This window comes from Robertmurraya mangrovi (assembly GCF_034427655.1).
GTDB lineage: Bacteria > Bacillota > Bacilli > Bacillales > Cytobacillaceae > Robertmurraya_A > Robertmurraya_A mangrovi.
Genome location: NZ_JAXOFX010000003.1, coordinates 285,257 through 300,307 on the forward strand (window position 1 = coordinate 285,257; position 15,051 = coordinate 300,307).

Genomic DNA, 15,051 nt, shown 5'->3' on the forward strand with positions numbered 1-15,051 from the left:
CTTACTCTAGAGGGATTATGTTCTTATTGTTGCTGTTGTTGTGATTGTTGTTGATCTGTTAGATTTGTTGCTGTTTGAGCAGCGTTAATATCTAAACCTAATTGTTTTGACAGATCGTTAGGGTAGTAATAGCCGTTTCTAACCATGTAATTAGTAATCGCTTCATGCTTATCAATGGAATCATTTAAATATTGTGTTAGAGTTTGTCTAACCTCTGGTGTAGCTGATTCATTTATAGCTCTTGCTAGCATTTTGATATCTGATTTCGTTGCAAATAAGAAGTCTGTTGCAATCACTTGGTCCGACATTCCACCCATTGCACCGCCCATAGAACCTGTATTCATTCCTAATATGTTCATGATTTAGACCCCCTGTCTGTAATGAACTCTTGTAATCGTTCGATTTGTGTTTTTGTTTTATTCACATCGTCTGATAAAATGGTCTTTAATTCTTCGTCTTGAACTAAAGCACTCATAGCCGTCGATTTCGTAAGACAAAGATTTTTAAACATTAAAACTTCACTCACTTCAAGCGTTTCATGAACTCCCATATGTTGAGTTGTCACTTTAATTTCCTCCCTTTATTAACAATATTGAGATTGAGTGTTTGTGGACCCAGATTGTGTCTGTGACTGCTGAGACATACCTAAAACAGCTTGTGATGCTTGTAAATCCAGATTAATTTGCTCTTGAACGTTATGAGGATGATAGTAACCTTTTGAAATCATATAAGAACTTATTTCTTCTTGAGTTTGGATTGCTCTATTTAATTGACTACGAAGTGTTTTTCTTAAGTCTGGATTTGCCGTTTCTGTAATAGCAGCTGCAAGAGAGGCTACACCAGTTTTCGCAGTAAGTAACATTTCGGTAGCAACAGCTATGTCACTCATTTGTTTTTTTTGTTGTTCGTTCAAGTTAAATCCTCCTTTACTATGATAAGAATTTTTGAATATCCTGAATTTCTGACTGAGACGCTTTAGCGTCCGCTTTTAAAATGTTTTTAAGCTCTTGATCTTGGGCAACTTCACTAAGAGTATTTGCCTTTGTCAAACATGTATTTTTAAATAATAAAAGTTCGTGTAATTCTAACGTTTCGTGCAAACCTAAATTATTGTTCATGAATGGTCACTCCTTTCTTTATAGAACACTTGTTTATAATTTGTTACTTGGATATCAATCATTCGAAAGGGACGAGGTTAATTATTACTAGGAATAAAAATAATCTCTTTGCTGTTTTTCTTGTAGGGAAGCAATTTTCCAAAAATAAAAAGTACCCCTTAAAGTCCAGAGGTACCAAAATAATAAGTCTATTCTAGGAGTTGATCTACCGTTCCTTCGTTATAATCGTCTCCTACCTGTTCATGGGTTTCGGCTAAACCTTGTTCTAATTGGCTGTTTCCTTTATAGTCGGATGGATCAAATTGTTTACCTGCAATATCTAAATTCTCTTTTTGGGTATTATTCTTTTTATTAGCCATCTTACCCCTCCTTTCTGAAAGTTAGTATGCATATTTAATGCTTTTTTTACCCGAAAAGAAGAAAACATATTTTGGTTCTACGGATAAATTCAGATGTTATGTAATTAAATTGTAATGTTTGTAACATAAATAAAAAACATGCCCTCTATGAGAATGAATATAAGGTGCAATATCAAGGTTTTATTCTATCTTAATATGTACGTATACAACAGTATGTTTGGTTTGATAAGGAGCGTCTCATAGTTAGTGGAAGTGGATTGCTCTGCATGATTGCACTAAAGTCAATGGGGTGAATTAATCTATTCTTAATCACTTTGAAATATGTAAATAGGGAAAATTTCGTAAAATGGAGGTATCACATATAAAGGATGGGAAGCAATGAAAGAAACAATTCTTAACTACGAAAATTTAAAAGAAATGCTTGATTCATTTTTACGTGAACCGACTATGTTTTGGGACAACTTCTATTCAGATCGTGAAAGAAACATCCCTTTTTTTGCCAATAAACCAGATGAGAATCTAGTAGCCTACATAAAGAACAATATAATCCAAACTGGAAGAGTTTTAGAATTGGGGTGTGGACCAGGTAGAAATGCCATTTTCCTAGCCGAGCAAGGATCAAAGGTAGATGCAGTAGATATTTCTAGTGAATCACTTCAATGGGGTATGGAGAGGGCAAGAGATAAACAATTAGAAATTAATTTTATAGAAGAAAATATTTTTAATCTTGAGATTTCTGAAAGTACATACGATTTTGTTTATGATTCAGGGTGTTTTCACCATATTGCACCACATAGAAGAATGGACTACATTGAGTTAGTTATGAGGGCTTTAAAATCAGGTGGACATTTTGCCATAACTTGTTTTGTCCAAGGCGGAGAACTAGGTGGAGCAGAGATTTCTGATTGGGAGGTCTATCGAAAAAAAAGCCTTATGGGAGGTTTAGGATTTACAGAAGAAAAGTTAAGGTTAATTTTCAACGAATTTGAAGAAATAGAAATTCGTAAAATGAGAGATTCCCTTGATTCAGGTAATGTATTTGGTAACTCTTCCTTGTGGGCGGCTCTATTTAGAAAAAAATAACAAACAATGATGGAATCCAGCATTCGTTATCGGAGTGCTGGATTCTTTTTTGGTTAGTAAATTTTAACGTTTCAATTATGGGTCCAAGGTTAAGATAAGATGGAATCCGATTTTTAAGGTTCTGAGGAGTTGGTTAGGAAGTGGATTTAAACTTTATATGGAAAGCCATTGTTATTGTATTCGGTGGTGTCTTGGTGTTACGGGTAGCGGGGAGAAAATCAATTTCTCAATTAACTGTTGCACAAACCGTTATGATGGTTGCTGTTGGTTCTCTAATCATTCAACCAGTAAATCACAGAAATATTTGGGTAACACTTTTGATCACCTTTATAATGGTCCTTACCCTTATAATAATAGAATTTTTAGCCTTAAAATTCGATAAGCTTGAAAGTTTTTTCTATAGTAAATCAATTATGATCATTGAAAATGGTCAAATGAATGAAAAGAATATGAAGAAACTAAGGTTAACTGTAGACATGCTAGAAGTACGTCTAAGATTGCATGGGGTTATATCCATTAATGATGTCCAATGGGCAACCATTGAATCAAATGGACAGTTAGGTTATTTATTAAAACCCGAAAAGCAATTTGCTACAAAAGAGGATATACAACAGTTAATGTCACTCATTCAGTCAGTCGTTGATAATACATACTTAAAACTTGATGTGAAGAATTCTACAGAAGATAAAATATTCAAGGAGGTTAAGAATAGTCAGCATGTTAAGGAACCTCCAGAATATTTGAAATGAGGAAATATACATAATGACGACAATAGATAAATATAAGGCACTCTTTCTGACTCTAATTAAATGGATTCTACTAGGTAGCATCATAGGTCTAGTAGTTGGAACTACAACCGCTTTCCTATTGAATACAAATGATTTATTAGGTAGCTATCGAGAAAAGAATTTTTGGCTGATTGCATTTCTACCATTTGGTGGAATCTTAATAGGATACCTCTATATGTACCATGGTAAAGAATCAGGGAATCATTCTTCAGAAGGAAATAATCTAGTCATTGAAGGAGTACGTGGCAAGGCAAGGGTATTAAAAAGGTTGGGGCCACTCGTGTATATAGGAACATTTATAACCATTTTATTTGGTGGTTCCACCGGCAGAGAAGGTGCTGCTATCCAAATGGGGGGAAGTGTGGCACAAACCTTCAATCAGTTTTTCAAAATAGGAACCATTGACAAGAAAATTCTATTAATGAGCGGGATTAGCTCGGGTTTTGGAGCAGCTTTTGGTACTCCCATTACGGGAACCATTTTTGGTATGGAAATGGCGGCTATTGGGAAAGTAAAGTCAGAGGCTTTTATTCCTTGTCTAGTTTCTAGCTTTGTTGGTCATTATGTGACAGTAAAGATTTGGGGGATTAAGCACGAAAAATTTCTAATTGACTCTGTCCCTAGTTTGTCTATTTCTTCTTTTTCTAAAGTTCTTTTACTAGCGGTTATTTTTAGTTTCATAAGTGTTCTATATTGTCAGCTAAGACATGGGATACAGAGAGAATCGGAAAGAATTTTAAGGAAGAACCATATATTTAGAGCCTTTATTGGTGGATTAATCATTGCTATACTAACTTATTTTATTGGGAATCAAGACTATAATGGTAGGGGACTTCACATGTTAGAGGAGTCTTTTAATCAGGATGTTCCTCACTTTGCTTTTCTAGGAAAATTAATTTTTACAGCCATTACACTAGGGATGGGTTTCGTGGGTGGAGAAGCAATCCCTTTATTCTATATTGGAGCTACCTTAGGAAACTCACTTACTGACTATTTTCATTTGCCACTGTCCTTTATGGCAGCTCTAGGGTTGATTGCAACTTTTTGTGCAGGAGCAAATACTCCTATTTCCGCATTCACATTAGCATTAGAGATGTTTCAAGGTAAAGGACTGGAATTTTTCTTCGTCGCCTGTGTCACTAGTTATATTTTTTCTGGTCATCATAGTTTATGGCCCTCACAAACCATTCATGAGCCTAAAAGTAGGTTATATTCTTTGGCCAAGGGAGAAACCATTAGCCAAATTGAAAAACAAAAAAATGAATAACTATTCTATAGGAGCTGAAGAGCAAATTGATAAAATTACTTACTAGTGTAGTCATAATCGTACTTGCAGTAGGTATTCTTTATTCTTTCTTAATAAAAACTCCAACTAATCAGACACAAATCAATCAATCTTCGGGAAAACCAACGAAAAAGGTAGTCATGATTATTATTGATTCCTTAATGGACCAGCCCCTCCAGAAGGCTATTCATGATGGGAAAGCTCCTACATTCAAGTTTTTAATGGAACAGGGTCGTTACTATCCCCAGATGGTGAGTAGCTTTCCAACGATGTCTGTTTCAATTGATAGTACCCTCCTAACCGGTACATACCCTGATAAACATAAAGTTCCGGCACTAGTATGGTATGACGAAAAAGAAAAACAGTTTATTTCCTATGGAAGTGCAGCAAAAGAAATCTTAAAACTCGGTCCAAAGCAAGTTTTTAACAATAGTTTATTTCATTTAAATCATAAACATTTAAGCAATCAAGTTCGTACCATCCATGAAGAATTAGAAGGCAAAACAGCTTCTGTTAATACTCTTGTTTATAGAGGAAAACAGGAGAAACCATTGAACACTCCTAGGATTTTAAATATGTTAGGATACCTTAAGGAAGATGATGTTGTACTAGGGCCAGATTATTTTTCCTATGGATTGTTATCAAAAATTAAACCCAATAACAAATATATTCATATTTGGGAGGCATTTGGATTTAACGACCATTTTGCAATTGATGAACTAAAGTATTTAATTGAAAATCAAAGTCTTCCAGCATTCTCTCTCATTTATTTATCTGATAATGATAAGGAAGTACATAAAAAAGGGGATCAATCCATTAAAGGGATAGAAAAAGCAGACAAGAAATTAGAAGAGGTTTTTCAACTATATAAAACATGGGAAGATGCTACTCAAGATACGGTCTGGATCATTATGGGAGATAGTGGTCAAACTTTTATTGAAAATAACAAGAATGAATCTCTCATCGACTTACCAAAGCTATTAGCCAATTATAAAATTCATAAGATAAGTGAGCCAATCCAAGAGTCGGATCAAATAGTCCTAGGATTAAATGAAAGAATGTCCTTTATTTATCTATTAGACAAGGAAATTCAAAAAGAAAACATCGTTATGAGATTAATTCAAGATTCTAGAATTGATCATATTGCGTGGTTAGACGGAAATATGGTTCGTGTCGCTTCTGGTGATTATCAAGAGGCATTATCATTCCAACCGGGTGGACCATTAATGGATCCATATGGACAGTCTTGGTTAGTGGAAGGAAACCTTCAAATATTAGATTTAACCGTTAACGATAAAAATGAGATTGCTTATTCTAGTTACCCAGATGGACTTGCTCGCTTATACAGCTCGTTTTTTTCACATGAGGGAAATTATTTAGTTGTAAATGCAAAGCCGGGATTTGAATTTGTCGGGGAAGGTTCACCTACACACGTAGGTGGAGCTAGTCATGGTTCCCTTCATAAAGATGACACTCACTTTCCAATGCTAGTAGTTGGAACTGAGCTTGAGCCTATCAATGAACGGATTTTAGACTTAAAGGAATGGATTATTAGAATTGTAAAGGACGAGTAGACAGGAGGTGACTATATGGATTTTAAGGTCATGACATTCAATATTCATCACGGTAAAGGTACCGATAAGAAATTGGACCTTGATCGTATTGCGGATGTAATTTCAATAAGCCAAGCAGATATTATAGGCCTCAATGAAGTAGATAAGCAATTTTCGAAAAGGAGTGAATTTGTCGACCAACTAGAATACCTAGGCCGAAAATTAAATCTAGCCTATTTCTTTAGTCCTTCTTTAACTAAATACTCCAATGGAGGAAGTATTCATCAATATGGCAATGGTATTTTATCTAGATTTCCGATCAGGTCAAGTATATCTTATTTACTGAATTTTGTTCCTGGTCTCATTGAAGGAAGATCCGTGATAGAAGCAAGTATTGATGTGTATGGCGTATTAGTGAATTTTTATGTTAGCCACTTAAGTTTAAATCCAATATTACATAAAAGACAATGCGAATTTATTTTAGCAAAGGCAAAGGAACCAGCGGTCATATTAGGGGATTGGAACATGAGTCCCCACTCGAAAAAGTGGAGAAGAGTAATTGATGGAGGATTTTCTGACGTCTGGAGTGTGGCTGGTGTAGATAAGGGGAGTACGTATTCCTCAACAAATCCGAAAATGAGACTAGATTATATTTTTACAAGTAAAGAAATCCAAGTTATTGGTGCTAATGTTATAAATACCACCCCAGATGCTTCTGATCATTTACCATTGATAACGACATTGAAGGTTCTCTAAGGGTGAAAGGGTAATGACCTCACCTGTAATTGCTTCCATCTGAGTTTCGGATATATCACCAAAAATAGGTTCGAACGCTATTTTCGTCAGCAACCGTAATTTTATTTTCCTGCCAAAGCTGCCCAATATATTTCATGGAAGGTGTAATAAGATTTTCAAAGACTTATAGCTTAGTTTGAGCTTGCTCTTTCAGAAAAGCACCCCATTTTAAAAAAACCTTTAGTGGACTAAGTACAAAGCTAATGATTAATAATACAGTATAATACTAGTCAGCTTGTATAATGATTTAATTATATAAAAATTTTCCAATCCATTAAACTGTTATCCCTGTTTATACCAACTTCACTTAATAACCTATCAAAAAATAATGATAAAAAATGGATATTATACTATAATATGTATGCGGTAAAAAGGAGTAGCAAATCAAAATAATAAAAGGAAGCATGTTGAATGCTTCCTTTTATACAATGGGATTAGACATACTCTCCTGAATATTCAAGCTTACGCAAAAGAAGGAATTCTCATTAAATTTCTCATTCTGTAAATTATTCTACTTATTAAGAATACAAATCTCATGCTAAGTGGGAAAATGCTTACTAGAATATTCAAAGTATTTCACCCTCCACATTGAAGTTTAGTGTTAGAAAAGTAACACTGATGTTATTTTTATCCATTGAGAAATAATTATACTCATTCAAAAAGCAAATTAGGAAGGGAAGTACGTTAAGGTGATTATTTATAATTTTAGTCAAGAAGTAGGAAACCCTATTCAAGCATATGGTTCTAGTTTTGATATGTCTAGAATTGGTGTTTTTGAGGGAAAGTTTCATATCGGATGTATGCATTTAGGTGAAGATGGTTTGGTAGGAAGACATGATGCAACGAGTAATCAACTTTTCCTTGTCATTGAAGGGGAAGGATGGGTTTCAGGTCCTGACCACATTAAATTGCCAATTAAGGCGGGCCAAGCGGCTTTTTGGGTAACAGGAGAGAATCATGAATCAGGGACTGAAAATATGATGAAGGCAGTTGTCATCGAAGGAGATAATTTAAATCCTGAAAAATTCATGCCTGTATGTAATAAATAATTTAGTAAAAAGGCTGCCTTGTGCAGTCTTATTTACTTAAAATTTACTGAGGAGCAATATATGGGAATTGTATTTTTAATTTTTTTTATGATCGGGGGTTACGGGATAGTAACCTTGTTCATGGGAATTTGGCTTGTATATAAGAATCTCTACAAAAAAAGGGCTTTATTTATTGGGATATTAGGACTAGTCTTAATCATTCAAGCCATTTATTGTATATACAGCTTTATTGATTTTGTATACGTTATGAAAAACTACCATCCAGGGGGTTAAGATTTATTAAGAGATGGCTAATGAAGTCAGTTGCTTATAACTATATTATGTAAACTAATATTTTATTAGTTAATAAAAGAAAATCTAAACCCCTATGGCGATAGGGGAGATTATGATTCTTAAAAGGGTGGTTTAAAATGATTGAGGAAAAAGTTACATTAAGTAATTCAATTGGAATAAACGTTAAATACTCAATTGATATGAAGAATGATAAAGAAACAGTATTGTTTCTTCATTTCAGTGGAGGAACACTTGAAATGTGGAACGGAATCTTACCGATGTTTGGTAAAGAGTTTAATATTGTTGCTCCTGATTACAGGGGTCATGGGAAATCAGACAAGCCTTTAACAGGTTATCATATTGACGATATGGCACATGATATCTACTTATTGTTAAACGAATTAAATATTAATCAGTGTCATATTGTCGGGAGCTCGCTAGGTGCAGAAGTTGGTCTTAGCTTAGCAGCCACGTATCCAGAGAAAGTGAAGTCTTTAGTATGTGAAGGTGCATTGTATAACGAGTTTGGAGAATACGGCTTATTTAATGGAAGTGTTGAAGAAATTGCGGAAGAAAAGAAAAGATTGAGTGCTGGGTTGGCTGAAAGAGTTTTACCGAATTGTTCAACGAGGGAAGAATATATTGAAGAAGTAAAAGGTTCCTTTATTCAACAAGGATTATGGAATGAGTACGTACTCCGCTTTTTAGAGAGTACGATGGTTCAAAATGAGGAAGGTAAATTCACAAATCGCTATCAAAACCATGTAAGAACCGAGTACATAACGAAATATTGGGAAGTCCAATTTGACCACTATTATAGAAACATCCAATGTCCTATTTTATTTCTTCCTAGTGAAGAAGAATCAAAAAATGAGAAAATCAATAGAAGTTTACAATACTTTTCAAGTCTAGTAAATGGTTATGAAATCAAACATATAGAAGGTTCTCTACATGCCTATGTCTGGCTTCAATATCCAGAAAAGGCAGGAAAGACGGTAGAGGAATTTATTGAAAAAGTAAAGTAAAAATACTATTTGAGAGGTGAGCTTTTCACCTCTTTATACTGTTATAAATAATTGGTTATTTCTTTTTTTGATTCGTTATATACAAAGCCATAAGCAAATAAGTGGCTAATAATAAGATTAAAAATAATGATAAAGAGATTTCAGGTTTCACGACTGTCTCCCATTTGGTCTATTTTAGTTCAGAAATTGAAGGATGAAAGATAAATAATAAAATGATTATAATAGGTAGAGAAATAATCATAGCTAATAAAGGATTTCTATAATGAGTTCTAACCATCGTAAACATAATCACATTAAATAGTACAGACCATTTTAAATCCCACCCGTTTTCGTAAACAAATAATCCTCTTTTTTCAAAAAGAAACTCTATAAAAGAAAAATAGATAATCCAAGCCGCTAAATAGAAGAACTGCCTCTTTCCTGTTGGGTAATACCTCAAGTAAATCATAATGACAACAGGTACGATAAAAAAGGTAAAGGTTAGTTCGATAAGGGTATGATTCAACCAATCAATGGTTACGGCTCTATATCTCCATAAAGTATGATTATAGAATACGAAGTTGTACAGAAGATTACAGACGATAAAAAATAATATCGTTGGATAATATTCCTTCCATCTTTTCCAATCAACAAATAATTTGGCAAATATAATATAAACGATAACAACAAAAATTAAGTACATGAGTTTTCCCCGGATTAAGAAATATTTGTTGTAAAATTATCGCCTAAAAAATATAAAGTTAAACTCTAGGTCTGATAAGTCTCATAATAGAGGAGAGGTTTAGGGAGGGGACCAATTTTATTTAGTGAATCTAATCAAAGGATTTACGACTGTTCATGTATTGTTACCACTTCAACTGACTATATGCATGACGGGTTCCTTTATTAAATAGCAATTTTCCGTCATGAGGACCTAGTTAACTTAGGTATAAATTTATAAAGAGTTAAAGGAAATTCATTGTTTATGAAAGAATATATAGAGGTTGTTTTTACTATCTTAGGGGGAAATAAATTGAGTGTAGTCACATTTTTAGATTTAGAAAAGAAAATAAAGAATATAAAAATTGAAGGATTTATAGTAAACCAAGGGAATAAGGTCATTTTCGAATACTTGAAAAATAAGAAGGTTAAGGAAAAGCCAACTAAGGTTTACTCTGTTACTAAAAGTATCGTTTCTTTATTGATTGGGATTTTAGTTGATAAAGGTTTAATTAAAAATATCCATGATCCCATTTTTCTGTATTTTCCTGAAATATTAGCAATGAATGAACCTCTTAAAAAAGAGATATCCATATTCCATTTGCTCACCATGACATCAGGATTAAAGGTTTGCCCATTTCAAGGATCAAAAAATTGGGTTAAAAGCATCATAGAACAACCTATCATTCATAATCCAGGTACTACTTTTCAGTATAATTCGGGTGATTCACATTTATTAAGTGCTATTATAAAGCAAGTCTCAGGAATGCCTACAGCAGAATTTGCTGAAAAATATTTATTTGGTCCAATGGGTATTAATAAATATACGTGGGTAAGTGACCCTCAAGGAATTCATGGTGGCGGATTCAGTCTATCTTTGAATTTAGTAGATATGATGAAAATAGGAACGTTACTATTAAATGAAGGTATACATAAATCAAAACAATTAATATCATCTGACTGGATTTTACAGGCAAGGTACCCTCATAAGCAGGTGGAAGTGTTGCCAGAAGGTACATATGGATATGGTTATCAATTCTGGAATTTTGAAGGCAATAATGCAGATAACCCAATTAATTATTACAGCGCTAATGGATTATTTGGGCAGTACATTTTCATAGTTCCAGAATTAAATATAGTCGCGGTCATTAAAAGTCACCTACAAGACGAAGAGCAAAACCTACCTAGAGTCTTTTTTGAGGAGTTATTGTTAAGTTTAAGGAATTGATGGTGTAAATGTAGCAGGCAGATGTCAATCATCTGCCTTTTTGAGCGTCTATTTTCTCTTTTGACTTTTCAGTTTATTCATTTCAAGTTCAGCAGCATATTCCTCTTGCGTTTTCCCTTGTTTTGCGCTCTCAGACTCAATTTTTCTAAATTTATTATCATTGCGATTAGCCATGTTTACACCTCCTTTAAACAAAGATATTTTGTACAAAGACTGGGCGATTATACGGGAAAACTACACTTGAAGACTATTTAAATCACTTTAAACCAAAAGAGTTTTAATACCATTAGGTTAAATGGTATCATTTAGAAAGTACATAGATAAATTTTATAAGGAGACAACATACCATGAGCATACAAAAATGTGAACAATGCAACTCGGAGTTTCGTTGGAAAGAAATTTATTCATCCATTTTTTTAGCCTACAAGCCGATTATTTGTAACAACTGTTCAACAAAACACGAGATAGCATTTTCTTCAAGATTTATAGTTGTTATATTCACTATATTTCCTATCTTTCTATTTCAATTCATCTATTCGGACCGTTTAGACATGCCTATCTATTTTTCCATTTGTCTCGTTATTGCTATGGCACTTGTCATCTCACTATTTTTGCCATTTCTAGTTAAATATACAAAAGAGGCTAAAACTAAGTGAATACATCATTAAAAGTAGTGCGTTAGCTAGTGGATTTGAGCAGGTGAGTCAACCTCCTGTTATGATCTTACATAAGAACGAAATGCCTGCTAGAAACGAGCAATTATATGGAATTGCAGCACAGGCTTTTGGTTAACCTGGAAAAAACACTAGTTCAAAAAATGACTATCCAATTAAGTTGGATAGTCATTTTTTTTAGAAATATTACAACTAACAGGCGAGAGAATTCTAATTAGTAAAATTGTATGTTGCAAAAGTGGAAAATGTTGCTATAATTAAAAACGAACGAACGTTAGTATAACCTAAGATTAAATAAATATTATTGAACATACATTCTAATAAGCTTATATAAATAAAAATACTTAGTGATAAATGGAAAGAGGAGTGGACATTTTGTTCAAAAGTTTAGTTGGAGGATATGTACCGGTTGTAAAGGATCAACATGGAAACGTGCTAAAAGATAGTATTTCTCAATTAGAGAAACTGACTCTAGGTGGAGTAACTCAGTGGATTACTATAAGAGGGAAAAATAAGAACTTGCCTATTTTACTATTTTTACATGGTGGACCAGGTAGCCCTCAGACTGGTGCACAAAGAAAATACAATCGAGTTCTAGAAGATGAGTATATAGTGGTGAATTGGGATCAAAGGGGTTCAGGAAAATCTTTTACTCCTGAAGTAAAGAAAGAAAGTTTGACTGTTAATCAGTTACTCTCTGATGCATATGAACTGGTAACCTATCTATTAAATAAATTCAATCAAGAAAAATTATTTATTATGGGACATTCTGTTGGGGCAGCATTAGGATTATTATTTGCAGGTAAATATCCAAACCTCATTCATGCTTATATTGGAATTAATCAACCTGTTCATAGGCAAGAAGAGGAGAAGAAATCTTATACATTTGCACTGGATGTAGCTAAACGTAAACATGATAAAAAAGCCATTGCTCAACTTGAGTCTATTGGATTCCCAGAGAATGGACTTTACCGAAAAATCGAAGACATGGTTGTACAACGGACCTGGCTGACAAAGTATAAAGGAGTAGCCTATAAAAAAAATGCTGCACTGATTAATATGAATTATCTATTAAGCTCTCATTTAACATGGAAAGAAAGGCTGAATTTCATGAAGGGATTTGGCTTCTCATCTACTAATCTATGGAACGAAATCACTTCACTCAACTTATTTCAACTTGTGCCTGAACTTCATGTTCCTGTTTATTTTATTATCGGAAGGCACGACAAAATTGTGTTCCATGAATTAGTAACTGATTATTTCGAGCAATTAAGAGCAAAAGAAAAACAGCTAATTGTATTTGAAGAATCAGGGCACTTAGCTTGCTTTGAGGAACCTGGTAAATTTAATCAATTAATGAATGACATAAAGAAGAATCACTTATAGAAAGGAAAAAGGTTATATGTTAGAAATTGAAAATTATCTTTATAGAAAAAGTAAGTTCTCTGGTGTTGTCTCAATTGAACAAAAGGGAAAAATCATTTTTGAGAAAGCATATGGATGGGCAGATCAAGAGGGACAAATTAAAAATGAATTAAGTACTAAATTTTCAGTAGGGTCTTTAATTAGTAAGCCTATTACAGCTGTCTGCATTCTTCAATTAGTAAGTAAAGATTTACTTTCTTTGAACCAGGATATTGCTGAGTACTTTCCCGCGTTTACAGGTAAAGGAATTACGGTCCTCCATTTACTTAATCATACATCAGGTATCGTGAATTATTTAATGTTACGAAATAAAGTGAAATGGGATCAAGATTATTCACCTGAGCAAATTTTATCAATAGTTGAAAAGGAAAAGTTAAAATTTGAAGCAGGGGCAAAATCTATGTACTGTAACACCGGTTATTTGATGCTCGGACTTTTAATAGAAATGATAACAAGTATCTCTTATGAAGACTATGTTAGAAGAAATATCTTCAGGATCGCACAAATGAATGATTCAGGTTTTATACGTGATGATATAGATGGTGTAGCGCAAAATTATATCAATGGTCAAATCGGCCAACATGTCAGCCCGACCTTATTGTTCGCCTGTGGTGAAGTGGTAACTACATTAGAAGATGTGAGACGTTTTGAACGAGCCTTAAAAAGAGGGCTCCTACTAAATCAAGAATATTCTAACTTAATGGAACAAATGTCGTATAAAGGAAAATATGTTACGATAGGACATGGCTGGTTTATAAAAAATCTTTTTGGGCATAAAAGTATTTGTCACCCTGGAAACCACCCAAGTGGAACAACGAGCCATATGGAAAGATACATGGAAGACGACCTCACTATTATTGTTATAAGTAACAATGTGACGAGCTTTTCTAAGTTAACGATAAAAGAGTTTAGCGGTACACTATTAAACCGTGAAATAGCATCTATATTATATGGGGAAAAGCTTCATTTTTACCAGAAGATTATTTAAGAGTTTGAATTATTAAGTGCTTTTTGAAGGGAGACACAGAAAAAATCTCATGCAAACAAATTTAACAGAAAAGATGTCTACTAAAGAAAAAATACTTCAGGTTTCTATAAATCTATTTTCTCAAAAAGGGTATAGTGGTGTCTCGGTTAGAGAAATTACTAGAGAAGTTGGAATCAAAGAAAGTTCACTGTACAATCATTTTAAGAACAAAGAAGAGATTTTGGAAAGTATTTTCTCCATATTTAGAGAGGAATTTAGCAAGTTGGTACCACCATTTGAATTTTTAGATGAGATTATTTCAAAATCTACCGTTGAAGATTTTCTGTTAAGAGGATATGAAAATTTTAGAACGCATATTAACCATCCTGTGAATGAAAAGTTTTGGCGAATTCTCTATATTGAACATTATAGAGAGCCACTTGCCAGAGAAATTTTCTTAAATGATATTATTAAGGGCACTATTGACTTTTTAGAAAGTGCATTTGAAAAATTTATTCAGCTTGGAAAAATGAAGGCTTATCCTACTAAGTTACTTGCCTCTGAGTATCAATATCCATTGTTCTCTATGCATGCAGAGTACAATATGCTTAGATTTGATGGTAAAGATACATCTGAAATCGAACAAAAAATGAAAGACCATATCCAGTTTTTCTTAGAACATGTTACTGAGACGAAGAACTGATAAGAATGCGCCTATGTATGATTAGGC

General features: G+C 33.6%; 18 protein-coding genes and 2 pseudogenes. 12 read left to right on the top strand and 8 right to left on the bottom strand.

Features of this window, described 5'->3' with window-relative positions:
* Positions 1 to 23: 23 nt before the first annotated feature.
* The 5 genes and pseudogenes from SM124_RS07000 to SM124_RS07020 form a co-directional block, all read right to left on the bottom strand.
* Positions 24 to 359 carry a spore coat protein gene (locus tag SM124_RS07000; protein WP_322445788.1) on the bottom strand — a complete coding sequence of 112 codons (336 nt, stop codon included), beginning with the start codon at positions 357 to 359 and terminating at the stop codon, positions 24 to 26.
* On the bottom strand, positions 356 to 550 hold the full coding sequence (locus SM124_RS07005) for a hypothetical protein (RefSeq protein WP_322445940.1): 195 nt from the start codon (positions 548 to 550) through the stop codon (positions 356 to 358). Before SM124_RS07005 ends, SM124_RS07000 begins: the two co-directional genes overlap by 4 nt.
* A 33-nt stretch (positions 551 to 583) precedes the next feature.
* The gene (locus SM124_RS07010; protein WP_322445789.1) at positions 584 to 913 is read right to left on the bottom strand and encodes a spore coat protein; all 330 of its coding nucleotides are present in this window, start codon (positions 911 to 913) and stop codon (positions 584 to 586) included.
* Positions 914 to 929: 16 nt separating this feature from the next.
* Positions 930 to 1,118 (bottom strand): hypothetical protein, encoded by a 189-nt coding sequence (locus SM124_RS07015; protein WP_322445790.1) that lies wholly within the window; start codon positions 1,116 to 1,118, stop codon positions 930 to 932.
* A 188-nt stretch (positions 1,119 to 1,306) separates the two neighbouring features.
* Positions 1,307 to 1,444: pseudogene (locus SM124_RS07020) on the bottom strand (YozQ family protein); the annotation flags it as partial.
* A 411-nt stretch (positions 1,445 to 1,855) separates the two neighbouring features.
* Between SM124_RS07020 and SM124_RS07025 the strand changes: the two are divergent.
* The 5 genes from SM124_RS07025 to SM124_RS07045 all read left to right on the top strand — a co-directional run bounded on the left by SM124_RS07025 (position 1,856) and on the right by SM124_RS07045 (position 6,942).
* On the top strand, positions 1,856 to 2,560 hold the full coding sequence (locus SM124_RS07025; RefSeq protein WP_322445791.1) for a class I SAM-dependent methyltransferase: 705 nt from the start codon (positions 1,856 to 1,858) through the stop codon (positions 2,558 to 2,560).
* A gap of 140 nt (positions 2,561 to 2,700) precedes the next feature.
* A complete protein-coding gene (locus tag SM124_RS07030) occupies positions 2,701 to 3,309 on the top strand; it encodes a DUF421 domain-containing protein (protein ID WP_322445792.1) in 609 nt (202 codons plus the stop codon).
* Positions 3,310 to 3,322: 13 nt separating this feature from the next.
* Positions 3,323 to 4,615, top strand: coding sequence for a chloride channel protein (locus SM124_RS07035; RefSeq protein WP_322445793.1), 1,293 nt, complete (start codon positions 3,323 to 3,325; stop codon positions 4,613 to 4,615).
* A 26-nt stretch (positions 4,616 to 4,641) separates the two neighbouring features.
* Positions 4,642 to 6,207, top strand: coding sequence for an alkaline phosphatase family protein (locus SM124_RS07040; RefSeq protein ID WP_322445794.1), 1,566 nt, complete (start codon positions 4,642 to 4,644; stop codon positions 6,205 to 6,207).
* Between the two features lie 15 nt (positions 6,208 to 6,222).
* Positions 6,223 to 6,942 carry an endonuclease/exonuclease/phosphatase family protein gene (locus tag SM124_RS07045; RefSeq protein WP_322445795.1) on the top strand — a complete coding sequence of 240 codons (720 nt, stop codon included), beginning with the start codon at positions 6,223 to 6,225 and terminating at the stop codon, positions 6,940 to 6,942.
* Positions 6,943 to 6,997: 55 nt separating this feature from the next.
* On the opposite strand, the pseudogene SM124_RS24065 reads toward SM124_RS07045, so the two are convergent.
* A pseudogene (locus tag SM124_RS24065) lies at positions 6,998 to 7,093 on the bottom strand (cobalamin B12-binding domain-containing protein); the annotation flags it as partial.
* A 577-nt stretch (positions 7,094 to 7,670) separates the two neighbouring features.
* On the opposite strand from SM124_RS24065, the gene SM124_RS07050 reads away from it, so the two are divergent.
* Together SM124_RS07050 and SM124_RS07055 are read left to right on the top strand one after the other, a co-directional pair.
* Positions 7,671 to 8,030: a cupin gene (locus SM124_RS07050; protein WP_322445796.1), complete on the top strand. Its 360-nt coding sequence runs from the start codon at positions 7,671 to 7,673 to the stop codon at positions 8,028 to 8,030.
* 410 nt (positions 8,031 to 8,440) lie between these two features.
* Complete coding sequence (locus tag SM124_RS07055) at positions 8,441 to 9,328, top strand: alpha/beta hydrolase (protein ID WP_322445797.1); 888 nt, start codon at positions 8,441 to 8,443, stop codon at positions 9,326 to 9,328.
* Between the two features lie 169 nt (positions 9,329 to 9,497).
* Here SM124_RS07055 and SM124_RS07060 read toward each other — a convergent pair whose 3' ends face one another.
* Positions 9,498 to 10,010 carry a CBO0543 family protein gene (locus SM124_RS07060; protein WP_322445798.1) on the bottom strand — a complete coding sequence of 171 codons (513 nt, stop codon included), beginning with the start codon at positions 10,008 to 10,010 and terminating at the stop codon, positions 9,498 to 9,500.
* Between the two features lie 330 nt (positions 10,011 to 10,340).
* Here SM124_RS07060 and SM124_RS07065 point away from each other — a divergent pair, with 330 nt between their 5' ends.
* On the top strand, positions 10,341 to 11,255 hold the full coding sequence (locus tag SM124_RS07065) for a serine hydrolase domain-containing protein (RefSeq protein WP_322445799.1): 915 nt from the start codon (positions 10,341 to 10,343) through the stop codon (positions 11,253 to 11,255).
* Between the two features lie 48 nt (positions 11,256 to 11,303).
* On the opposite strand, the gene SM124_RS07070 is transcribed toward SM124_RS07065, so the two are convergent.
* Positions 11,304 to 11,429 (bottom strand): hypothetical protein, encoded by a 126-nt coding sequence (locus tag SM124_RS07070; protein WP_322445800.1) that lies wholly within the window; start codon positions 11,427 to 11,429, stop codon positions 11,304 to 11,306.
* A 173-nt stretch (positions 11,430 to 11,602) separates the two neighbouring features.
* Between SM124_RS07070 and SM124_RS07075 the strand changes: the two genes are divergently transcribed.
* The 4 genes from SM124_RS07075 (at position 11,603) to SM124_RS07090 (ending at position 15,024) form a co-directional block, all read left to right on the top strand.
* Positions 11,603 to 11,911: a TIGR04104 family putative zinc finger protein gene (locus SM124_RS07075; RefSeq protein WP_322445801.1), complete on the top strand. Its 309-nt coding sequence runs from the start codon at positions 11,603 to 11,605 to the stop codon at positions 11,909 to 11,911.
* Between the two features lie 393 nt (positions 11,912 to 12,304).
* On the top strand, positions 12,305 to 13,315 hold the full coding sequence (locus SM124_RS07080) for an alpha/beta fold hydrolase (protein ID WP_322445802.1): 1,011 nt from the start codon (positions 12,305 to 12,307) through the stop codon (positions 13,313 to 13,315).
* A gap of 16 nt (positions 13,316 to 13,331) precedes the next feature.
* Positions 13,332 to 14,342, top strand: coding sequence for a serine hydrolase domain-containing protein (locus SM124_RS07085; RefSeq protein ID WP_322445803.1), 1,011 nt, complete (start codon positions 13,332 to 13,334; stop codon positions 14,340 to 14,342).
* Positions 14,343 to 14,391: 49 nt separating this feature from the next.
* Complete coding sequence (locus tag SM124_RS07090) at positions 14,392 to 15,024, top strand: TetR/AcrR family transcriptional regulator (RefSeq protein WP_322445804.1); 633 nt, start codon at positions 14,392 to 14,394, stop codon at positions 15,022 to 15,024.
* Positions 15,025 to 15,051: the final 27 nt, after the last annotated feature.